Genomic DNA, 22,731 nt, shown 5'->3' with positions numbered 1-22,731 from the left:
AAAAAATGAAAATTATAAATCTGGCGGGAGACTTATCCGAAATGGATCAGGTTATCGCTCAGATTTTAAAGTCTAAAATGGTTAATATAATAAATGCGCAATTGGAAATAGAAAATAACGCTTTTAATTACAGCTTGGAAAATGAACAAAACCTGGAAAGGACTATAGAACTTAGTCATATAAGTTCTTTTGAAAGAGATGAAAATTCTGAAATTCGTTCAAAACAAGCTGAAAAGCTTATGGATTTTTTCAAAATAAAAGATTTAAGTGATTATTATGATAAGGGAGAACTTTTAGAAGATACCGACAGTTTTTTTGAAGATATAAATAGAGATATTGATGAAATTCAAAAAATTGATGGAGATTTAAAAAGAGTGAGAGGAATAAAAAATAATTACGATTTGTTTAAGAATGTTCAAATTGACCTCTCGGATTTATCAAATTTAGATTTTTTCAATGTAAGGTTTGGAATTTTAGATAAGGAAGCAAGGTTTCGTTTAAAGAAAAATTATGGAAATATTCTTGCTGTAATTTTTCATACTGCAACAAGCGATGACGGTGAAGTTTATCTTGCGATTTATCCAAAAGAAGTTACAAATGAAATTGACAGAATTTTAAAAAGCTTAAATTGGCAAGATGTTGAAATTCTTGGAAAGAGCAAGGGTACTGCCAAAGAGATTTTAGGAGAACTTGACAAACAGGAAGAAGATTTAACCAAAAGAAAAAAAGAAATTTTAGAAAAAAGAGATAATTTTTTAAGAGAAAACAAAGTTAAAATTGAAAGCCATATTGTTTCAATGTTTTTAAAGGACAGAATTGAAGAAGTGAAACATTTTATGGCAAGGAGTAACAAATATTTTTATATGTCCGGGTGGATAGCAGAAAGAGATATTCCAAAGCTAAAAGAAATTTTAACTTCTTATAAAGATATTGTCATAAAAGAGAGATCGCCTGAAGAAGATAATGTTACACCACCTACAAAGCTTAAAAATTCTTTTTTCGCAAGGCCCTTTGAGCTACTGATTAAAATGTACGGAGTACCAAATTATAAAGAAAAAGATCCAACTTTTTTATTTGCGGTAACATATATGTTTTTATTCGGAGCCATGTTCGGAGATGTAGGTCAGGGGCTTGTATTTTTCATGGCGGGATTTTTAATAAAAAATAAAGACTTTGGCGGACTTTTAAAAAGACTTGGAATTGCATCTACAATTTTCGGATTTTTATACGGATCCGTTTTCGGAATGGAAAGTATTATACCAGCAATATTTATGAGACCTTTCAGTAATATAAATACAAGTCTTATGAGTGCCATACTTGTAGGCCTTATATTTCTTTTAATCTCATATTTTGTAGGCTTTATAAACAAGTTTAATTTTAATGATTTGGAAGAAGCTATTTTTGGAAAAGAAGGCCTAGCAGGTTTTATAGTTTTTTTAATGGTAATTAATTTGGCCTGTGGTCCCCTATTGAAAAAAACTTTAATACCAACAAAAATAGCGGTGATAATAATTGTTTTATCACTTTTATCAATGGTATTTAAAAAGCAAATCCTATCTCTTATAACGAAAAAGCCTCATAAAATTGAAGAAGGCTACTATATTGAAGCGGTTTTCTCTCTCCTTGAAGGAGTTTTGAGTATTGTTTCAAATATTATTTCTTTTATAAGAGTTGGAGCTTTTGCCATAAACCACGTAGGTTTGTTTTTAGCTTTTGAAACAATAGGAAAGATGTTAAACAATGAAGGTTTAAATATACTTTCTCTTGTTATAGGAAATATAGTAATCATAGGTCTTGAAGGCCTAATTGTATTTATACAAAGTTTAAGACTTGAATATTATGAAATGTTCAGTAAATTTTATTACGGTGATGGTTATGAATTTATACCAACCACTATTGAATTGGAGGAAAAATAAATGGAATTAGTTTTAGTTGTTTCTACACTTTTTGTTCTTTCTATAATCACAACAGGTATTTATTACATTTATAAGGGAACAAGTGCTGATGAAGTTAGGATGAGAAAAATTTTAAGATTTAATCTTTTGGGATTTTTACCGATTTTATTTTTTGTTGCAGTGACAATCGTTCCTGGTTTTGTCCAAGCTCAAGCTGAAGGAAATGGAGGAACAGGCTTAGGCTATATTGCAGCAGGACTTTCAACAGGTCTTGCAGCTTTAGGAGCTGGAGTTGCCGTTGCCAATGTAGGTTCATCAGCAATAGGTGCTGTAAGTGAAGATCCTAAGATTTTAGGAAAGTCTATGCTTTTCTTAGGCTTGGCTGAAGGAATTGCAATCTACGGACTTATTATTTCTATTATGATTTTAGGTAGATTATAATGATTTCCTTTGCGATTTCAAGAAATAGAGATGTTTTAAGAGGACTTAGATTAAGTGGGATTGACGGTGTTTTTTGTAAGGATAAAAACGATCTTAAAACAAATTTTTTAGAGACAAAAGAAAAGAAAAATATAGGCCTAATTATATTGACTGAATCTGATTTTAATGAAATTGAAGAAGAAGTTACTAAGGTTAAAATAAAAAACACTTTGCCTCTAATAGTTACAATTCCTGGAATAAACGGCTTGGAAGACAAGAATTTTATTCTTAAATATATTAAGGACTCTATCGGACTTAAAATTTAATTTTGGAGGGCATATGATATTACTTGAAAACAAAATGGTGCTTTTTAATAAACTCGTCTTTAAAGAAAGAGAAAAGGAGTGCCAAGAAAAAATTCAAAATGAAATTTTAAAAAGCCAAGAGCTTTTAAAAGAAAAAGAAATTGAATTTCAAAAAAAATCTCAAGATTTAATTGACAGAAGAGTATCCCTTGCAAAAGAAAAAAAATATGAAATGATTGCTCAAGCAAATGAAAGTCAAAGAATTTTAAGACTTGAAAAAAATGAAAATTTACTGGCAAGATTTATTGAAGATTTGTTTAAAGCAGGGGAAGAATTTACAAAAACCGACTCTTATTTTGATTTACAAAAAAATTTATTTGAAAAAGCTATAGCAGGATTGGAAAAAGGCACATATTATTTGGAAATTATGGCATATGATTCGGCAAAAGACCAATTAATGGCAATTGCCAAAAAAAATAATATGCAAATAATTTTAATAGATATGGATAAAAGCCAAATAGGAGGCTTTAAAATTTCAGATATTGAAAAAACTTATAAAATTGATTGTTCTCTTAAAACTAAAATAGAAGATTCAAAATATGAAATAGGAAAAATGTTCTACTTTGAACTTGAAGAGGTGGGAAATTGAATATAGGTCATATTAAATCAATAAACGGCCCTGTAATAGTTGGAAGAGACATGTCAAAATTTAAAATGCGTGAAATGGTCGTTGTTGGAGAAAAAAAATTAATTGGAGAAGTAATTTCAATTGAAGGGGATTTGGGAACCGTTCAAGTTTATGAAGATACTACAGGCTTAAAAAGAAATGAGGAGATTACTTCTACAGGAGCACCCTTAAGTCTTAAACTTGGTCCAGGACTTTTATCAAATATGTTTGACGGAATTGAACGTCCCTTAAATAAAATAAAAGATGAATATGGAAACTTTATGCCTGAAGGAATAGGCCTTATATCTCTTGATGAAGAAAAACTTTGGGATGTTAAATTTCTTGTAAAAAAAGGAGAAAAAGTCAAGGGCGGACAAATTTTTGGGGAAGTAGAAGAAACTGAAATCATAACCCACAGACTTTTAATTCCTGTAGATGTAAATGGAGAGATAGTTGATATAGTTCAGGATGGGTCCTACAACATCGAGAAGGTACTTATAAGGGTCAAAAATGAAGAAGGCATAGTAATAGATGTTAAGATGTATCAAAACTGGCCTGTAAGGATTCCAAGACCTGTTAAAGAAAGATTAAAAATTGATAAACTTCTTGTAACTGGTCAAAGAATTTTTGATGTTTTCTTTCCCATAGCAAAAGGTGGAACTGCAGCTCTTCCAGGAGGATTCGGAACTGGAAAAACAATGACTCAACACCAAATTGCCAAGTATTGTGATGCAGACATAATTGTCTATATAGGTTGTGGCGAAAGAGGAAATGAAATGACAGAAGTTCTTGAAGATTTTCCTAAGCTAATAGACCCTCACACTCAAAAACCTTTAATGGATAGAACAATTTTAATTGCAAATACTTCAAACATGCCAGTAGCAGCTCGTGAAGCATCAATTTATACAGGTATAACTATTGCCGAGTACTTTAGAGATCAAGGCTATCATGTGGCATTAATGGGGGACTCAACATCTCGTTGGGCAGAAGCTCTTCGTGAAATATCAGGACGTCTTGAAGAAATGCCAGCAGAAGAAGGATATCCAGCATATCTTCCTTCGAGAATAGCAGGTTTTTATGAAAGAGGAGGTTATGTAAACAGTCTATGCGGTCAGGAAGGATCTGTAACTTTAATAGGAGCAGTTTCTCCTGCAGGAGGAGATTTTTCAGAACCTGTAACCGAAAACACAAAAAGATTTGTAAATGTGTTTTTAGCTTTGGATAAAAATCTTGCATACGCAAGGCACTATCCAGCCATAAATTGGATGAATTCTTATTCAGGCTATACTGAAATGCTTAAAAATTATTATGATATAAATTTAGACGGAGATTTGCCGGGACTTAGGACTAAGTTTTTGTATTTACTTCATCAAGAAGCAAAGCTTAATGAAATAGTAATGCTTGTAGGAGAAGATGTACTTCCTGACGATCAAAGACTTATACTGGCAATTTGCAAAGTTATAAAAGTTGCCTTTTTACAACAAAATGCCTTTAATGCTACGGACACTTATGTGCCTTTAAAGAAACAATTTGAAATGTTAAGGACCATAGATCTTCTTTACACTGAAGGAATGGAAGCTGTAAAAAGAGGAATCCCAATTTCAAAAGTAAAAAATGATGAGCTATATGAAAGTGTAATAAATATGAAATACACTGTAGAAAACGACAATTTGGAAAATATAGTGAAGATTAACAATGAGATAAGAGACTATTATTCAAATCTTATTTCAACTTATGTAGGTGATTAGATGAAAAAAGAATATTTACTATTAGATAAAGTTGAAGGTTCAATTATTGAGCTTTCAAATCTTCATGATGTTTCCTTTGATGAAGTTGTAAAAATTTCCTCAGCGGATAATTCCCGTCAAATGATAGGTCAAGTTATAAAAATTGATGATGACAAGGCCACAGTACAAGTTTTCGGAGAAAGCCTGGGTATTTCCACAAAAAACATGAAAGTTGAATTTGAAGCAAAACCCTTTACCCTACCTATGTCAAAAGAAATATTAGGAAGGGTTTTTGATGGATTGGGAAGACCTATAGATAAGGGAACGGATATTTATTCAGAAACCTTTTTAAATGTAAATGGAAGACCTATAAATCCTGTTGCAAGACTTTATCCAAGGAATTTTATACAAACGGGAATATCTTCAATAGATGGTCTTATGACTTTAATAAGAGGACAAAAACTTCCAATTTTTTCTGGCTCAGGACTTCCTCACAATAAACTTGCAGCTCAAATAGTAAGACAGGCAAAAATAAGTTCTAAAGGTCAAGATAACTTTGCCATTGTTTTTGCTGCCATTGGTGTAAAACATGATGAAGCAAATTATTTTATAGAACAATTTAAAAGTGCAGGAGTTTCCGAAAAAGTAGTAATGTATATTAACTATGCAGACGATCCCATTATGGAAAGACTTATAGTACCGAAATGTGCCTTAACGGCAGCAGAATATTTGGCTTTTGAAAAAAATATGCATGTCCTTGTAATAATGAGTGATTTAACAAGTTATGGAGAAGCCCTTCGTGAAGTTTCATCATCAAGAGAAGAAGTGCCTTCCCGTAAAGGATATCCTGGTCATCTTTATTCAGACCTTGCCATGCTTTACGAAAGAGCTGGAATGATTAGAGGTTTAGAAGGATCTGTAACTTTAATACCAATCTTAACAATGCCTAATGATGATATTACTCATCCTATTCCTGACCTTACAGGTTATATTACTGAAGGACAGATAGTTCTTTCAAGGGAATTAAATGCAAGCGGAGTTTATCCTCCTGTGAATATATTACCATCTCTATCGAGACTTATGAAAGACGGTATAGGAGATGGATATACAAGAGAAGACCACGCAGATGTTTCGTCACAACTTTTTGCATCTTATTCAAACGCAGTGGAAGTAAGAGCCCTTTCACAAATAATAGGAAGCGAAGAACTTTCAGAATCAGATAAAAAATTTCTGGAATTTCAAGAAGCTTTTGAAAAAAGATTTTTAACCCAGGGATTCAATGAAAACAGATCCATTGAACAAACTCTGGACCTTGGTTGGGACTTATTAAAAATTTTACCAAAAGAATCTTTAGACAGAATAAGCCCGGAATTAAAAGAAAAATATTTAGGTGATTAGATGAATAAAAATATAGTCCCTACAAAGGCAAACTTGATGGAAATCAAGGGTCAACTTACCTTCGCAAAAAAAGGTTATGAGCTTTTAGATAAAAAGAGAACCGTTTTAATAAAAGAAATGATGGATTTAAATAAACAAGCGGCAAAACTTCAAGAAACAATTGTGACAGCTTTTAAAGAATCTTATGACGCCCTTGAAGATGCAACAATAACAATGGGCACCCAACAAGTTTATGAAATATCAAAATCAGTTCCCCTTGAAGAAAACTATGAAATTTTGTCAAGGTCTGTAATGGGAGTTGAAATCCCCCTTATAAAATACGAGAAGAAAAAAAACAAGGGAGGCTACTCAATTCACAAAACTACGACGGCTTTTGATATGGCATCCTTTGATTTAAATAATGTAAAATATTTGATTTACCAATTGGCGGAAGTTGAAAATGCAGTTTTTAGGCTTGCTACGGAAATAAAAAAAACAGGTCGAAGAGCAAATGCTCTTGATAAAAAATTAATTCCCGAATATACGCAAATAGTAAAAAACATTGAAAATATTTTAGGCGAAAAGGAAAGAGAAGACTTTTTCAGATTGAAAAAAGTTAAAGACAAAAAGACAAGAAAAAAGGCCAAAATAAAAAATATACAAACAGCATAAAATAAAATTAAAAGAACTGTTGAAATCATTATTTCAGCAGTTTTTTTATGGAATATCTAAATAAAAAATTAAGATTTAACAAATATTTTATTAAACAAGATTTATATTTTTATTTTTGTGATAAAATTTTATTAGAAATATAAATTTAAGAAAGGCAGTTTTATGGAAGAATATATTAAATTGGTTGAATTTTTAGGAGTCACCTTGGGACCTGATTATGAAGTGGTTTTATATGAAATAAACGAGGATCAGGGTAAAATAATAGCTATATACAATGGAGTTATATCAGGGCGAAATATAGGAGATCCTCTAACTGAATTTACAAAAAAGAGTTTGGAAGAAAAAATTTATAAAAATATGGATTTCAGGCCAAATTATAGAGGCATTGCAAAGGGAAATAAATTTTTACGTTGCTCCACTTTTTTTATAAAAGATGACGAAGAAAATTTAAAGGGTATAATGTGTATAAATTTTGATGGAAAAAGGTTTGAAAAAGTTGCTGAAACAATTCTCGGACTTTGTCATCCTGATGAGCTTGTAAATCAAAATTATTTTCAAAGAATAGATAAAGATCATCTTGCAAAACAGTCGGAGAATGTAACAATTTCAATTATAGATTATGCAAAACATATAATTGATGATGTTGTTGATAAATATCCCAGTCCTGAAAATCTATCGAAAAAAGAAAAAATACAAATTGTAAAAGAACTTAATGATAAAAAAATTTTTGCCATAAGGCAATCTCTTCAATTTGTTGCAGAAAGACTTAAAATATCAGAACCAACCATATACAGATACTTGTCAAATCTTAATGAAGAAGAGTGAGTTTTTAGTCTATAATGGGTATAATTTTATTTAGAGGTGATTGAAATAAATAAGGACAATAAAAATAAAAATAAGATTAAAAATATAAAGATTGCTTATTATATAATAGGAATTCTTGTTATAATAGCAATCCCTTTAATTTTTAAGCCATATTTTCTCTCAAAACCTGAGTCGAATATAAAAGATGTGGACTATGTAACTTTTATTAAGCATCTTAATAAAAAAGAAGCTGAGGAAGTTCAAGTAAAAGATAGGGAAATTAACTTTACTTTAAAGGGAGAAAAAAATGTAGTTTATAAGACCTACAGGATGGAAGACGGTTTTTTAGCTCAAAGGCTAATTGATTCAGGAGTAAAAACCGATAGAATTTTTCCAAGTCAGCTAAACCCCATAGCAAGTAATATTATTTACATGATTTCTATGATACTCATGTTTATAATTATAGGCCAGATTTTATCAAGAACTGTATTTAAAAAATTTGGCGAAGGCGGAGTAGGTCCCATGAGTTTTGGCAAAAGTAATGCCAAAATTTATGTAAAAAGCACTGATGGAATAACATTTAAAAATGTAGCTGGACAAGATGAAGCTAAGGACCAATTAACAGAAATAGTAAATTTTTTACACTCTCCGGAAAAATATACGGATATAGGTGCAAAACTTCCCAAGGGAGCACTTTTAGTAGGACCTCCTGGAACAGGAAAAACTCTTCTTGCCCAAGCAGTTGCAGGAGAAGCAAATGTGCCTTTCTTTTCAATTTCAGGTTCAGAATTTGTTGAAATGTTTGTAGGACTTGGAGCTGCAAAAGTGAGAGATTTATTTAAACAAGCTCAAGAAAAAGCGCCCTGTATAGTTTTTATAGATGAAATTGATACAATAGGTAAAAAAAGAGATGGTTCAGGCTTTAGTGGAAACGATGAAAGAGAGCAAACTCTTAACCAACTTTTAAGTGAAATGGACGGTTTTGATTCAAAATTAGGGGTTGTTATTTTAGCAGCAACAAATAGACCCGATTCTCTTGATCCTGCTCTTTTAAGGCCAGGAAGATTTGATAGAAGAATTCCAGTAGAACTTCCTGATTTAGCAGGACGTGAAGCAATTTTAAAAGTCCATGCAAAAAAGATAAGACGTGAAGCTACTATAGATTATAAGGCAATAGCCCTTGCCACAGCAGGAGCCAGTGGAGCAGATCTTGCAAACATGATAAATGAAGCTGCTCTTCGTGCAGTAAGAGAAGGCAGAAATGCCATGAATCAAAGGGATATTGAAGAATCAGTTGAAGTTGTTCTTGCAGGATATGAGAGAAAAAATGCAGTTATTTCTCCAATAGAAAAAGAAATTATTGCATATCATGAAGTTGGTCACGCCCTTGTTGCTGCGAGACAAACAAACTCAGCGCCAGTTCATAAGATAACTATAGTTCCAAGAACTTCAGGTGCCCTTGGCTATACAATGCAAGTTGACGAAGAAGAAAAATTCTTAATGTCAAAAGATGAAGCCTTTAATAAAATAGTTACCTTAACAGGTGGAAGGAGTGCTGAAGAATTAATTTTCGGAACAAAAACATCTGGTGCAAGTAACGATATTGAACAGGCGACAAAAATTGCAAAGGCAATGATTACAAGATATGGAATGAGCGACGATTTTGGTTTTGTAGCAATGGCTGAAGTTAATAATCGTTATTTAGGCTCAGATGCAAATCTTACAGTTTCAGATAAAACTGCCCATGAAATAGACATTGCTGTAAGAAACTTAATTGAAAAAGCTCATGAAAAAGCTATAAATATTTTAAAAGAAAACAATGAAGCTCTTCATGAAATTGCCAACTATCTTCTTACAAGAGAAACTATAACAGGGGAAGAATTTATGGAGATTTTAAGAAAATATGATTAAATATATCAGCTTTGAAAGAAAAGGCATAAAGTCTTATGGCATTTTAAATGAAGAATATGTTTTTGATATTAGAGAAAATTTTAATGATATGCCTGGGACCCTAATAGAATATATTAAGGGTCCTAGGCTTTCTAATAATGTTATCTTAAATTCAAAGGCAAGATTAAAAAACGATGTTAGAATAATAAGCCCTATAGAAGTTCCTCAAAGAGGAATTTTTTGTGTAGGTATGAATTATAGAGAGCATCTTAGTGAAATAAAAGATTTACAGATGGAAAAAGAGCCTGAATATCCTGTGTTTTTTACAAAAAACATGAACAGAATTTTAGGGGACGGAGATTACATAAATGTAAGTGATTCTCCCAGCACTTGCCCAGACTATGAAGCGGAACTTGCCTTAATAATTGGACGTGATTGTAAAAATTTAACTGAAGAAAATGCTGAGAGTGTAATTTTCGGGTATTCCATAGCAAATGATTTTTCAGCAAGAGATTTACAAAAAGATTATTCCCAATGGATGAAGGGAAAGAGCTTAGATGATTTTTGTGCAATTGGGCCCTACATTGTAGACGCAAAAGATTTGCAAGTTGAAAATTTAGAAATAAAAAGTTTTGTAAATGGAGAGCTTAGGCAAAATTCAAACACAAAAAATTTAATTTTTAATATAAAAAGAATATTAATAGATTTATCAAAGGGCATGACCATAAAAGCCGGAGACATAATTTTTACAGGAACCCCTAAGGGTGTTGGAGGAGGCTTTAATCCGCCTAAATATTTAAAGAAAAACGATAAGGTAACTTGTTTTATAGAAAATATAGGTGAGCTTACAAATTTTGTTAAATAAATTTAATTTAAAAAGATGAAAAACTTTCATCTTTTTTTTATTTGCAAAATTTTCCTTATTAACAAATTAAATCATTAGTGCTATAATATTTTTTAAATTTTTATTTAGGAGAGAAAAATGTTTGAAAAAGTTATAAAAATTAATATGATGAGCACTGTTGCAATAGGACTTGTAATGTTATACCTGGGGAAATTTTTAAGAACAAAAGTGAAATTTTTCCAAAGATTTTGTATACCAGCACCGGTAATAGGAGGATTTTTATTTTCGTTAATACATTTAATTTTAAAGACTCAAAACCTAGCAAGTTTTGAGATGGACACAACTTTAAAAGATCCTTTTATGATGGTATTTTTTACGAGTATAGGTCTTGGAGCAGATATTGAAACATTAAAAAAAGGCGGCAAAGGATTTTTTGTCTTTACTGCAGTAACAGGACTTTTGATAATTTTACAAAATTTTCTTGGAATGTTTTTAGCAAAAATTTTAAAACAAAATGTACTCTTTGGTCTTGCCTGTGGATCAATAACAATGGCAGGAGGACATGGAACAGCAGGAGCATGGGGTCCAACTCTTGAAAGCTTAGGTTTAGTATCAGGTCAAGTTATCTCTATGGCGGCTGCAACTTTCGGAGTAATAATGGGCTCTTTAATAGGAGGACCTTTAGGTTCAAGTCTTATAAGACGATATAATTTAAAAAGCAATGATTTGAAAAAAGATCAAATTGATTTGGAAGAAAATGGTGTTTTAAGAATCCCCTTAGGAGAAAAAAGAGGTCAAATTCCATCAGAATTAAAGGGAGAAGATTTTCTAAAAACTTTACTTATAATGTTTATAGCAATTTCCATAGGTGTGATAGTAAATAAAATTATTGCAAAAAATATATTTATTGAAGGCACACCATTAAATTTACCGGAATACGTAGTTTCAATGATAATAGCGGGACTTTATGTAAATACCTTAGGTAAAAATAAAATCTATAAAATCGACAAGAGAGCAAATGATATTTGCGGAGATATAGGACTTAATATATTTTTGGTAGTTGCTCTTATAACTTTGGATTTAACTCAATTAAAATCAGTTTTTGGTCCTATGCTTATAATTTTATTTGCTCAAACTTTTGCCATAATTTTATTTGCCTATTTTATAGTATTTAGAATTATGGGAAAAAATTATGATGCGGCAGTATTGGCAGGTGGACTTTGTGGCTTTGGAATGGGGGCAACCTATAATGCAATGGCAAATATGGATTCTATAACAAGCGAGTACGGGTCATCAAGAAAGGCATATTTTATAGTTCCTATGGTTGGCGCTTTTGCTCTTGACATAATAAATGTAGTTGCCATAACTTTTTTTGCACAATTAAAATTTTAAATAATATAAATAAAAAAAAGATAAGGAAAATAAAATCCTTATCTTTTTTTAAATTTTTTAAATATTATTTAAAATCGCCGTTTAAATATCTATAAAATGCTTGATCAACTGAAATTAAATTACTTTCAATTTTTAAAGTGTTATCTTTACTTAATAAGCCATCTGAGAATTTTTTTGCATCTTCATTTTTTGTAATGGAGTACATTTCAAAATTTCCCTTTGAAATTATATTTTCAGTAACAGCTTCATAGCCTTCTTTCATTTCTTTAGCAGTATGGTATAAAGGTTGCCACCAAGAACTGTATAAAAGTCCTTTTCCTTCTTCATTGCCTTCATTTTTCTTTGCATATTGTAAAATAAGACCATCAAATTTATTTAAATCTTCTTCATTTTCAAATTCAAATAAAAGATCATATTCCAGTGCATTTGCAAGATATCTGTTTTCGCCGATCTTTACAACTTCATATTTATCAGTAGGTTCCGGAACTGGACCCCAATCAATCATATATTCAAAAGAACTTGTCTTAGGTTCCAATTGAACTTTTGCTTTTATATTTTCATCGGCTAATAATTTTATAAGTTGTTGAGCGTGTCTAATGTTGTCATGAGAGTATACTATTGTAAGATTTGGGTCAAAATTTGATTTATAACCTTTATATTTAACGTTATAGCCTGTTGTAGTGCTGTCTAAAATTGCTTCCATTCCCAATTTTTCAAGAGGATTGCCCTTAAAAAATGTAAATTCATTATAAGCTTGATTTAATTTTTGATAAATATCCTTATCACTTGTTAAACCTATAAAATTTTCTAATTTGTTTTGATATTTTAAAACTTGCCCTTCAAGATTTTGCACAAAAGCTAAATCGGATTTTTCATCTTTTTTTTCTAAAAAACTATTAATTCCATTGTCATCAAGACCAAAAACATCTTTTGCAACTGCAAGATATTTTCCAAAATCTTTAGCTTCTTCAATTTTTAAACCCTTAACTGCATCTTGAAGTTTTTCATCACTATAGGTATCAGCAATGTTTAAAAATCCTGCTCTGTCTAAAGCTGTAATAATTATGTTTATTCTTTCATCATCAGACTGGGGAATTTCTTCGTCGCTTTGACCTAAAATAGAATCGAGACTTTCCTTAAAACTATTTTGACTTACTTCAGTTAAGCTGCTTGTAAAAGCTTGCTTTTCTTCTTCTTTTTGCTCAACCTTTTTATTTGTGTTTTGACAACCGAACATAAATAAAAGTGATAGAGCTAAAATAAAAATGAGTTTTCTGTTTTTCATAATACCTCCTAACATTTAAACAGCTGATTTAATTTTAGCACATTGTAAAATATAGAAATATAAAATGAAAAAATTTCACCAAAATTACATAAAAAAGAGCAAACAAAAAAGGCTTCATTGAAGCCTTAATTAGATTGCTCTTTCAACTTTTTTACTTCTTAGGCATCTGGTACAAACATTAATTCTCTTTGGATGTCCGTCAACCATAGCTTTTACTCTTCTTATATTAGGAGCCCAGCTTCTGTTTCCTCTTTTATGTGAGAATGAAACCGTATTTCCAAAAACTTTTGTCTTTCCGCAAATATCACATTTTTTAGCCACAATGACACCTCCTTGTTATTCATTAAATAGCAGGAATTATTATAACACAAGAAAGCAAAGTATGGCAAATAAAATTTATAATATTGAATTTTTTTTATCACTTTGTTAATATTATTAATATGGATTTTCAATTAATCCATGTTACTCTTCGCAAAAAAATTTCAGGAGGAAAAAAATGAAAAAATCATTAGTTGCTATTTTTCTATCTTTAGCAATGATTTTAACAGCTTGTTCAAGCGGACAAAAAAATAGCAGTAATAAAGAAGAAAATAAAGAAAATAAAGAAGATAAAAAAGTTGTTTACACAAGTATATATCCTATATATGACTTTACAAAAAAAATCGCAGGAGATAAATTAGATGTGAAACTCCTTGTACCAAATGGAAGTGAACCTCACGGATATGAATTATCAAGCGATGATGTTAAAAACATTGGAGAAGGAAATTTATTTATTTATAACGGCGCAGGTCTTGAAAGCTTTATAGACAAATTACAAGAAACTTTAAAAGGAAAAGTTGAATTTTGTGAAGCGAGTCAAGGGGTTGAACTTATGGAAGGGCATCACCATCATCATGACGATGAAGAAGAACATGATGAAGAAGACCATGACCATGATCATGAACACGAAGGAGAAGACCATAATCATGATCACGAAGGAGAAAACCACGATCATGAACATGAAGGGGAAGAACATGACCATGAACACGAAGGCGGAATGGATCCCCATGTTTGGATAAGCCCTAAAAATGCAAAGATTGAAATGCAAAACATCTGTCAGGCTCTTATAAAACTTGATCCTGAAAATGAAACTTACTACAAGGAAAATTTAGAAAATTATTTGAAAGAATTAGATGCTCTTGATAATGAATTTAAAACTGATCTTGAGGGTCTTGAAAATAGAGAAATTGTAGTTTCTCATCAAGCTTTTGGATATCTTTGTCGTGATTATAATTTAAAACAAATTGCAATTGAAGGCATAAATGCAGAGTCTGAACCGGATGCAAAAACTATTGCAAATATTATTGATCTTGTAAAAAATAAGGGAATTAAGGTTATTTTTTCTGAAGAATTAATAGATCCTAAAGTTGCAGAAACTATTGCCAAGGAAACAGGAGCAAAAGTTCTTACCCTTTCTCCTCTTGAAGGATTAAGTGAAGAACAAGTTAAAAATCAAGATGATTATTTTTCTATTATGAAAGCTAATTTATCTAACTTACTTGAAGCTTTAAAATAAAGCGAAATTAGGTATAAATAACTAAAGCTCCGGTAAAATAAAAATTTGAGATTTTTAATATTAAAAAAAGGAGGGGAAGTCAAAGACTTCCCATTTATTTTATGGAATTATTACAAATAGAAAATTTATTTTTTGGCTATACCAAAGAAGATATTTTAAAAAATATTAATTTAAAAGTTTTTAAAGGAGATTTTATAGCTCTTTTAGGTAGTAACGGTGCAGGTAAGTCAACTTTAATAAAACTTATATTAAGAGAATTAAAACCAAGAGAAGGGAAGATAAGCTATTTTAAAAGTGATGAGGAATTTTATAAGGCTATAGCCTATGTTCCGCAGATTCAAAATGTTTCTTCAAAAAATTTCCCCATTACTGTAAGTGAACTTATAAGTCTTGGAAAATATAGGGATTTAAAAGGATTTAGATTCATTGGCAAGGACAATAGTGACTTTGTTTTAGATGCTTTAAGTCTTGTGGGAATGGAAGATTATAAAGATAGACTTTATTCAAAACTTTCAGGGGGGCAAAGACAGAGGGTTTTACTGGCAAAGGCACTTTCAAACAGTCCTGATATTTTACTTTTAGATGAGCCTACTAACGGAGTGGATGAAAAAACTGTTAAAAAATTATATCAACTTTTGTATCACTTAAATAAATTTCACAATACCAGTATTTTGATGATAACCCACGATATAAGCAGTGTAAAAGACTATGTAAATAAAATTTATGAATTAAAAGAAGGGAGCTTGATAAAAAAATTATGAGTATTTTTACCTATGATTACATGATAAGAGCCTTAATTGTAGGATTTCTCCTTTCAATTATAATTCCATTTATGGGAATTGTTGTGGTCAACAAAAAAATATCCGTTATAGGAGATGCCTTATCTCATGTATCCCTTGCAGGAGTTATGTTGGGACTTATGTTAAGTGTAACTCCTATTTACACATCTATAATTACCTGTGTAATTGCAGGAATTGTTCTGGAACTAATAAGAAAAAACTTTCCTGGATATGAAGAAATTTCCACTGCCATTATAATGTCAGTCGGCATTGGAGCTGCATCAATTTTAGCAGGATTTGTAAAAAAAGCTCAAAATTTTGAATCTTATCTTTTTGGGTCCATAGTTGCAATTACAGATGGAGAATTTTATTTAATAATTGCAGTATCAATTATTGTTTTTTTGACCTTCATTTATTTTTACAGAGATCTTTTGTATGTTTCTTTTGATGAAAGTTCTGCAAGACTTAGTGGAGTAAAAGTAGATAGAATAAATTATATTTTCATTATTTTAATTGCAGTAACAATTTCAGTATCTGCAAGGACAGTTGGAATTTTAATTATTTCATCACTTATGGTGATTCCCGTTGCCTGTGCCATGCAATTTGAAAAGGGATACTTAAAAACCACTTTTTTATCATCTTTGTTTGGAATTTTCTTTACTATTTCAGGCCTTTTTATTTCCTTTTACCTTGGTTTAAAACCTGGAGGCACAATAGTTCTTATGGGAATTATTAGTCTTCTTATTATTTTAAGTATAAAAAAATGGGTATTAAATAATAAGGGGTGTTAAAGTGATTATAGCATTCAATAAAAAAATGCCTCAATTTAATGAAAGCAACTTTATAGCTGAAAATGCAACCTTAATCGGAGATGTAGTCCTCGGACAAAATTCAAGTGTATATTTTAATTCTGTTTTAAGAGGGGATTCAAACAGGATCCTTATTGGAGAAAATTCAGTAATTGAAGATATGTGTATGCTCCATGTAAATGCTTTTGATGAAGATATAATTATAGGAGATAGGGTTACTATAGGTCATAAAGTTATGCTTCATAGCTGTAAGATTGAGCATGATACTTTAATAGGAATGGGATCTATTATTCTTGATGGAGCTCACATAGGTCATCACAGCCTTGTTGCAGCAGGGAGTCTTGTAACTGGGAAAATGGAAATACCACCCTTTTCTTTAGTTGTGGGCAGTCCTGCAAAAGTTTTAAGAAAAGTGTCTGATAAAAATTTAAAAATGATAGATTTTACCTGGAAATTTTATGTCAATAGGTCTAAGGAGTTTATGTTAAATGAAAAAAACTAATGCCATGAGAATTTTAGATAGGGAAAAGGTTAATTATAAACTAAATGTGTATGAGCCGGATGAAAACATAACAGGGCTTGATGCAGCAAAAAAATTGGGTCAAGATCCAAATAAAGTTTTCAAAACTCTTGTCACAAAATCAAAAGATGACCACTTTGTCTTTGTTATACCTGTAGGAGAGGAACTGAATTTAAAAAAAGCTGCTCAGGTTGCACAGGTAAAGAAAATTGAAATGTTGCCCTTAAAGGAACTCTTGCCAACTACAGGCTACATTCATGGAGGTTGCAGTCCTGTGGGAATGAAAAAGCAATTTAAAACCTTCATACATGAAAGTGCAAAAAATTTTGATAAATTTTTTGTAAGTGCAGGCAAAGTTGGGATGCAGCTGGAAATAAATCCACAAGACTTAATAAGTGTCGTGGATGGAACATTTGCAGATATTATAAATTAATATTAGGAGAAGTTATGGATTATAGAAAAATTTATGAAGATTGGTTAAAGAGTGATTTTTTAGATGAGGATTCAAAAAATGAACTTAAATCAATAGAAAAAAATGAAGAAGAAATAAAAGACAGATTTTATAAGGATTTGGAATTCGGAACAGCAGGCTTAAGAGGAATAATGGGTGTGGGCACAAACAGGATGAACCCCTATGTTATAAAAAGGGCATCGGAAGGTCTTGCTCGTACAATTATAAATCATGGCAAGGAAGCAGTAAAAAAAGGAATAGTAATCGCCCATGATGTTAGATTTAATTCCCATGAATTTAGCATAATTGCCGCAAGAGTTTTTGCAAGTAGGGGAATAAAAACCTATCTTTTTGATGATATAAGACCGACTCCCATGCTTTCATATGCAGTGAGATATTTAAATACTCAGGCAGGAATTGTAATAACAGCTTCTCACAATCCAAAGATTTATAACGGATATAAAGTTTACTGGGATAAGGGTTCACAAATTCTTTCAGATATAGCTGATGAAATTTTAGAAAATATAAAAGAATCTAGTTATGATTTAAAAGATCTTATTACTTATGAGGAAGCTGTTAAAAAGGGACTTATTGAAATAATTTCAAAGGACCTGGATGAAAGTTACTATAAAGAAACTTTAAAAAAGCAAATTTCCAATGACATTGATAAGGATATAGAAGTTGTTTACTCGCCCCTTAACGGAACAGGCAATTATCCTGTAAGACACGTTTTAAAGGAAAGAGGCTTTAAAAATATAAGAGTGGTTAAAGAACAGGAAAATCCAGATCCAACCTTTGCAACTGTTGGATATCCCAACCCAGAAGACGTTAAGGCTTTTAAATTGGCAGAAGAATATGGCAAAAAATATAATTCAGATCTTATAATAGCAACTGACCCTGATTGTGACAGAGTTGCAATGCTTGGAAGAAAAAAAGACGGAACCTACTATGCCTTTAACGGAAATCAAACGGGAGCTATGTTAATTTATTATATTTTACACGGCCTTAGGGAAGCGGAAGATTTACCAGATAACGGAGCAATTGTAAAATCCATAGTAACAGGTAAACTTGGACAAAGAATTGCCATGGATTTTGGTATACAAACTTTTGAAACTTTAACAGGTTTTAAAAATATTTGTAACTTACCAAATATTTGGGATAAGACAAAAGAACATAATTTTATTTTTGGATATGAGGAAAGCATTGGATATGTTTATGGAGACCACGTAAGGGACAAGGACGCCGTTGTTTCTACTATGATGATAGTTGAGATGGCAGCATACTATAAAAAGCGTTCTAAGAGCCTTGTAGAGCTTCTGAATGATATATATAAGGAGTATGGATACTATAAAGAGCATCTTACAAGTTTAGTTCTCGAAGGAATAGAAGGCTCTGATAGAATCAAGAGAATGATGAAGGATTTTAGAGAAAAATCCTATGAAAAATTTGCAGGTATTCCTGTTAAAAGTCAAGAAGATTTGTTAAAAGATGAAAATTTAAAGGCAAATGTATTAATTTACAGATTAAGCGATGGTTCATGGTTTGCTTTAAGACCTTCTGGAACAGAACCGAAAATAAAATTTTATATTTATACAAAAAATGAAAATGAAAAACTTGCTGAAGAAACTTTAAGTAAACTGAAAGAAGATATTGAAGAAAAGTTAAATTCCGTAAAGTAGGTGTAGGATGATTTATTTTACAGATCTAAATCCAAGATATGTTAAAGAATTTGAAATTGATGATTTTGAAAAGAATAGAGATAATTTTGCCAAGTCCTCTTTTGAATATGCAGATGGATATGGCATAGAAAATGCCCTTTTATTAAAAAAATTGGGAGAAGATTCAAAATTATTTACAATTTTAGGCGGAGCAAACAAAAAAACCATAACTTCAATTTTAGAAAACAATAAAATAGATTTTTCCCATGTGGAAATCAATGACAATCCAAGGGAAGAAATTAGAATTTTAAATAAGGAGGGGCTTACAAAAATTTTTGGAAATTTACCCAGGATAACAGGGCAAACTGAAAGAGATTTGTATATGCTCACTAAAGATTTAAAGCAAGAGGACTATTTTGTAGTTACAGACAATGATCAAAAAAATATTTCCGATGAAGTTATTTTAAATTTAATAAAACTTTGTAGGAATAATAAAATAAAAGTTTTGGCAAGTTTTAAGGATAAAATTTTGTTAAGAGAAGATAGGGTTACAGGTCTTGTTGCAAGCAAAAACCAAGTTGAAGAATTTTTTGATTTAAAAATAAATTTTGAAAGTGAAGGAGTAAAGCTTGCAAAGGCAATGACTGAAAAACTTGCAGAAAAAGCCTTCATAATAAGTGATGGAGGAGTTTTGTATTCAGATGGTGAAAATTCCTACAAGGCAGAGTTTGATTTTAAAGATAAAAAAATTGATAAGAATAGATTTTTGGGAGGGCTTGCTCTTTCTCTAAACAGAAATTATAAAGACCAACTTATGCTCACAACTTCTCTTGCCATTTCTTTAAGTAAAAAATCCATTTATGAAATTGAAATGAGCGACATAAAAATCTTATCAAGTGACATAAAAATTAGGAGATTAAAATGAAAAATTATAAGATAAACAGAGATGATACCCTTTTTGTATTTTTAGATTTACAGGATTCTCTTTTAAAAGCTATTGAAAATAGGGATGAAATTTTAAAAAATTCAGTAATCCTAGCAAAAACTGCAGAAATTTTAAATATTGATTCAATAATAACCCTTCAATATCCTAAGGGACTTGGGGGAGTAAATAAAGAAATCCATGAATTTATAAAAAATGCACCTCAAATTGACAAGGCATATTTTTCTTGTATGAGAGATGAAAAATTTTTAGAAGAAATAAAAAAATTTGGGAAAAGACAAGTTGTAATTGCCGGAATTGAAGCTCACATTTGCGTTTTCCAAACGGCAAGAGATATGGTTGATTCAGGCCTTAATGTATTTATTCTATCAGATGCAGTGGGTTCAAGAAATAAAAAGAATAGAGAAAATGCCCTTAGGCAATTAAATGACTTGGGCTGCGTTGTAACAAACATTGAAAGCATTTTATTTGATCTTTGTGAAGTTTCAGGAACTCCTGAATTTAAAAAAGTTCAAAAATTAATTATTTAAAGAGTAAAGGCAAGATAGTATAAAATTTATTTTAATGTTATAATGAAACTGTTACAAACGATTTCAATACTTAGGAGGATTTAATATGAAAGTTTATAATACTGAACAGGTGAGAAATTTAGCCCTGGTTGGGCATAGTGGAAGTGGAAAGACAAATCTTACGGAAGCTATGCTGTTTCAGTCAGGAGCAACTAAAAAATTGGGATCTGTTTCTGACAAAAATACTGTAAGTGATTTTTCTAAAGAAGAAATAGAAAGAGGTTCTTCTATTGGTACATCAATAATACCCGTTGAATGGAGAAATTATAAAGTAAATATAATAGACACTCCCGGATATCTTGATTTTATAGGAGAAGCACAAGGGGCCTTAAGAGCATCTGAGGCAGTACTTATGGTTATTGATGGCCAAAGCGGAATCCAAGTGGGCACTGAAAGAATGTGGAAATACACTGAAAAAATAGGAATGCCCAGAATTATTTTTATAAATAAAATTGATGGAGAAAACGTAAACTTTAGAAAATTAATGGAAGAGCTGGAAGAAAATTTCGGTAAAAAAGTAATTCCATTCTCAGTTCCTATTGGAAGCGGAGAAGATTTTATAGGAGTTACAGATGTAATTTACCAAAAGGGTTTTAAATACACAAATGGAGGACCTTCCGAAATAGAATTAACTCACGATCAAGTAAAAGCAACAGAAAGAATGTATGAAGAAATTGCAGAAGTAGTTGCTGAATCTGATGAAGTTTTAATGGAAAAATATTTCAGTGGAGAAAAATTCACAAGAGAAGAACTTTTAAAGGGAGTTACATCAGCTTTACTTTCAGGAGATGCCGTTCCTTTACTTGTAGGAAGTGCAGAAAAGGGAATAGGAATAGATATTTTATTAAACACCATAGTTAATTATATGCCTGCTCCAAACGATCAAAGAGCCCATATAGGCTTTAGATATGAAGAAGGGGAAAAACGTAGCGTAAGCTCAAAAGAACCTTTTTCAGCAGTTGTATTTAAAACAAATACAGACCCATTTGTTGGAAAAATTTCAATATTTAAAGTAATTTCAGGAAAAATAACAAAAGACACTCCTGTTTTCAACATAAACAAAGGCGAAAATGAAAAATTAGGCGGACTTTTTGTTATGAGAGGAAAAACTCAAATAGAAGTTCCTGAAATTAACGCAGGAGATATAGGAGCAACAACAAAATTACAATTTACTGAAACAGGGGATGCTCTAATAGATAAAAATCATCCTGTAAAATACAAGGAAATGAAATACCCACATCCTGTTTTATATTATGCAATAGAACCAAAGACAAAGGGTGATGAAGAAAAACTTTCAACTTCCCTAAGAAGACTTAGAGATGAAGATCCGTCATTTACTATTGAAAGAAACACAGAAACAAAGCAACTTACCATTGGCGGACAAGGCCAAGTACAATTAGATGTAATTTTACAAAAACTTAAAAATATGTTCGGAGTTGAAGTTAATATAGTTCCATTTATTATCCCTTACAGAGAAACAATAAAAGGAACTTCATCAGTACAAGGAAAACATAAAAAACAATCAGGTGGCGCCGGACAATATGGAGATGTTTGGATTAGATTTGAACCTTCAGAAGAAGAATTTGTATTTGCAGAAGAAGTATTTGGAGGAGCAGTTCCTAAAAATTATTTCCCTGCAGTTGAAAAAGGAATAATAGAATCAAAAGAACATGGAGTATTGGCAGGATATCCAATGACCCACTTCAAAGCAACTTTATACGATGGATCCTATCACGATGTAGACTCAAACGAAATGAGTTTTAAACTTGCAGCTAACCTTGCATACAAAAAGGGAATCCAAGAAGCAAAACCAACCCTTCTTGAACCTATAATGAGTGTGGAAGTTTCAATTCCAGATGCATATCTTGGAGATGTAATGGGAGATATGAACAAACGTCGTGGAAGAATACTTGGAATGGATCAACAAGCAGACGGAACACAACTTTTAATCGCAGAAGCACCTCAAGCAGAAATGTTTGAATATTCAATAGACCTTCGTGCAATGACTCAAGGAAGAGGAACATTTTCAATGGAATTTGCAAGATATGAAGAAGTTCCAGGACAAATAGCTGAAAAGGTAATTGAAGAAGCTAAAAAATTAAAGGAAGAAGAAAAATAAAAGATTTAAAATTAAAAACCTGCTTATAAGTTAAGCAGGTTTTATTTGTG

The 22,731-nt window shown here is 31.2% G+C and carries 22 protein-coding genes; 20 read left to right on the top strand and 2 right to left on the bottom strand.

Annotation, left to right across the window (positions count from 1 at the left end; translation table 11 throughout):
* Nucleotides 1-5 precede the first annotated feature (5 nt).
* The 11 genes from J2S72_RS02365 (at nucleotide 6) to gltS (ending at nucleotide 11,993) form a co-directional block, all read left to right on the top strand.
* Nucleotides 6-1,916, top strand: coding sequence for a V-type ATP synthase subunit I (locus J2S72_RS02365; protein ID WP_307494911.1), 1,911 nt, complete (start codon nucleotides 6-8; stop codon nucleotides 1,914-1,916).
* Nucleotides 1,917-2,336 (top strand): ATP synthase subunit C, encoded by a 420-nt coding sequence (locus tag J2S72_RS02360; protein ID WP_307494910.1) that lies wholly within the window; start codon nucleotides 1,917-1,919, stop codon nucleotides 2,334-2,336.
* Nucleotides 2,336-2,641 carry a V-type ATP synthase subunit F gene (locus J2S72_RS02355; protein WP_307494909.1) on the top strand — a complete coding sequence of 102 codons (306 nt, stop codon included), beginning with the start codon at nucleotides 2,336-2,338 and terminating at the stop codon, nucleotides 2,639-2,641. Before J2S72_RS02360 ends, J2S72_RS02355 begins: the two co-directional genes overlap by 1 nt.
* A gap of 13 nt (nucleotides 2,642-2,654) precedes the next feature.
* A complete protein-coding gene (locus J2S72_RS02350) occupies nucleotides 2,655-3,269 on the top strand; it encodes a hypothetical protein (protein WP_307494908.1) in 615 nt (204 codons plus the stop codon).
* The gene (locus tag J2S72_RS02345; RefSeq protein ID WP_307494907.1) at nucleotides 3,266-5,035 is read left to right on the top strand and encodes a V-type ATP synthase subunit A; all 1,770 of its coding nucleotides are present in this window, start codon (nucleotides 3,266-3,268) and stop codon (nucleotides 5,033-5,035) included. Before J2S72_RS02350 ends, J2S72_RS02345 begins: the two co-directional genes overlap by 4 nt.
* The gene (locus J2S72_RS02340) at nucleotides 5,036-6,412 is read left to right on the top strand and encodes a V-type ATP synthase subunit B (protein WP_023055592.1); all 1,377 of its coding nucleotides are present in this window, start codon (nucleotides 5,036-5,038) and stop codon (nucleotides 6,410-6,412) included.
* On the top strand, nucleotides 6,413-7,063 hold the full coding sequence (locus J2S72_RS02335; protein ID WP_307494906.1) for a V-type ATP synthase subunit D: 651 nt from the start codon (nucleotides 6,413-6,415) through the stop codon (nucleotides 7,061-7,063).
* A gap of 162 nt (nucleotides 7,064-7,225) precedes the next feature.
* A complete protein-coding gene (locus J2S72_RS02330; protein ID WP_023055545.1) occupies nucleotides 7,226-7,888 on the top strand; it encodes a helix-turn-helix transcriptional regulator in 663 nt (220 codons plus the stop codon).
* A gap of 36 nt (nucleotides 7,889-7,924) precedes the next feature.
* Nucleotides 7,925-9,778: an ATP-dependent zinc metalloprotease FtsH gene (gene ftsH / locus J2S72_RS02325; RefSeq protein ID WP_023055531.1), complete on the top strand. Its 1,854-nt coding sequence runs from the start codon at nucleotides 7,925-7,927 to the stop codon at nucleotides 9,776-9,778.
* Nucleotides 9,771-10,622 carry a fumarylacetoacetate hydrolase family protein gene (locus J2S72_RS02320; protein WP_023055614.1) on the top strand — a complete coding sequence of 284 codons (852 nt, stop codon included), beginning with the start codon at nucleotides 9,771-9,773 and terminating at the stop codon, nucleotides 10,620-10,622. Before ftsH ends, J2S72_RS02320 begins: the two co-directional genes overlap by 8 nt.
* A 117-nt stretch (nucleotides 10,623-10,739) precedes the next feature.
* Complete coding sequence (gene gltS / locus J2S72_RS02315) at nucleotides 10,740-11,993, top strand: sodium/glutamate symporter (protein ID WP_023055508.1); 1,254 nt, start codon at nucleotides 10,740-10,742, stop codon at nucleotides 11,991-11,993.
* 64 nt (nucleotides 11,994-12,057) lie between these two features.
* On the opposite strand, the gene J2S72_RS02310 is transcribed toward gltS, so the two are convergent.
* Together J2S72_RS02310 and rpmB are read right to left on the bottom strand one after the other, a co-directional pair.
* A complete protein-coding gene (locus J2S72_RS02310) occupies nucleotides 12,058-13,278 on the bottom strand; it encodes a hypothetical protein (protein WP_023055590.1) in 1,221 nt (406 codons plus the stop codon).
* Between the two features lie 129 nt (nucleotides 13,279-13,407).
* The gene (rpmB, locus tag J2S72_RS02305; protein WP_023055535.1) at nucleotides 13,408-13,599 is read right to left on the bottom strand and encodes a 50S ribosomal protein L28; all 192 of its coding nucleotides are present in this window, start codon (nucleotides 13,597-13,599) and stop codon (nucleotides 13,408-13,410) included.
* Between the two features lie 175 nt (nucleotides 13,600-13,774).
* Here rpmB and J2S72_RS02300 point away from each other — a divergent pair, with 175 nt between their 5' ends.
* The 9 genes from J2S72_RS02300 to fusA all read left to right on the top strand — a co-directional run bounded on the left by J2S72_RS02300 (nucleotide 13,775) and on the right by fusA (nucleotide 22,681).
* The gene (locus tag J2S72_RS02300) at nucleotides 13,775-14,833 is read left to right on the top strand and encodes a metal ABC transporter solute-binding protein, Zn/Mn family (protein WP_023055622.1); all 1,059 of its coding nucleotides are present in this window, start codon (nucleotides 13,775-13,777) and stop codon (nucleotides 14,831-14,833) included.
* Nucleotides 14,834-14,934: 101 nt separating this feature from the next.
* A complete protein-coding gene (locus J2S72_RS02295) occupies nucleotides 14,935-15,594 on the top strand; it encodes a metal ABC transporter ATP-binding protein (RefSeq protein WP_023055485.1) in 660 nt (219 codons plus the stop codon).
* On the top strand, nucleotides 15,591-16,403 hold the full coding sequence (locus J2S72_RS02290; RefSeq protein ID WP_307494905.1) for a metal ABC transporter permease: 813 nt from the start codon (nucleotides 15,591-15,593) through the stop codon (nucleotides 16,401-16,403). Before J2S72_RS02295 ends, J2S72_RS02290 begins: the two co-directional genes overlap by 4 nt.
* A gap of 1 nt (nucleotide 16,404) precedes the next feature.
* Nucleotides 16,405-16,923 (top strand): gamma carbonic anhydrase family protein, encoded by a 519-nt coding sequence (locus tag J2S72_RS02285; RefSeq protein WP_023055515.1) that lies wholly within the window; start codon nucleotides 16,405-16,407, stop codon nucleotides 16,921-16,923.
* Complete coding sequence (ybaK, locus tag J2S72_RS02280) at nucleotides 16,910-17,374, top strand: Cys-tRNA(Pro) deacylase (RefSeq protein WP_023055618.1); 465 nt, start codon at nucleotides 16,910-16,912, stop codon at nucleotides 17,372-17,374. The genes J2S72_RS02285 and ybaK overlap by 14 nt, the downstream gene beginning before the upstream one ends.
* 14 nt (nucleotides 17,375-17,388) lie before the next feature.
* Nucleotides 17,389-19,071: a phospho-sugar mutase gene (locus tag J2S72_RS02275; protein WP_023055589.1), complete on the top strand. Its 1,683-nt coding sequence runs from the start codon at nucleotides 17,389-17,391 to the stop codon at nucleotides 19,069-19,071.
* Between the two features lie 7 nt (nucleotides 19,072-19,078).
* A complete protein-coding gene (locus J2S72_RS02270; RefSeq protein WP_023055501.1) occupies nucleotides 19,079-19,975 on the top strand; it encodes a PfkB family carbohydrate kinase in 897 nt (298 codons plus the stop codon).
* Complete coding sequence (locus tag J2S72_RS02265; protein WP_023055574.1) at nucleotides 19,972-20,523, top strand: isochorismatase family protein; 552 nt, start codon at nucleotides 19,972-19,974, stop codon at nucleotides 20,521-20,523. The genes J2S72_RS02270 and J2S72_RS02265 overlap by 4 nt, the downstream gene beginning before the upstream one ends.
* An 85-nt stretch (nucleotides 20,524-20,608) precedes the next feature.
* Nucleotides 20,609-22,681, top strand: a complete 2,073-nt coding sequence (fusA, locus tag J2S72_RS02260; protein WP_023055532.1) for an elongation factor G — start codon at nucleotides 20,609-20,611, stop codon at nucleotides 22,679-22,681.
* Nucleotides 22,682-22,731 lie beyond the last annotated feature (50 nt).

This window comes from Peptoniphilus koenoeneniae (assembly GCF_030812875.1).
Classification (GTDB): Bacteria; Bacillota; Clostridia; order Tissierellales; family Peptoniphilaceae; genus Peptoniphilus_B; species Peptoniphilus_B koenoeneniae.
This window is presented reverse-complemented; position numbering and strand designations above follow the sequence as displayed.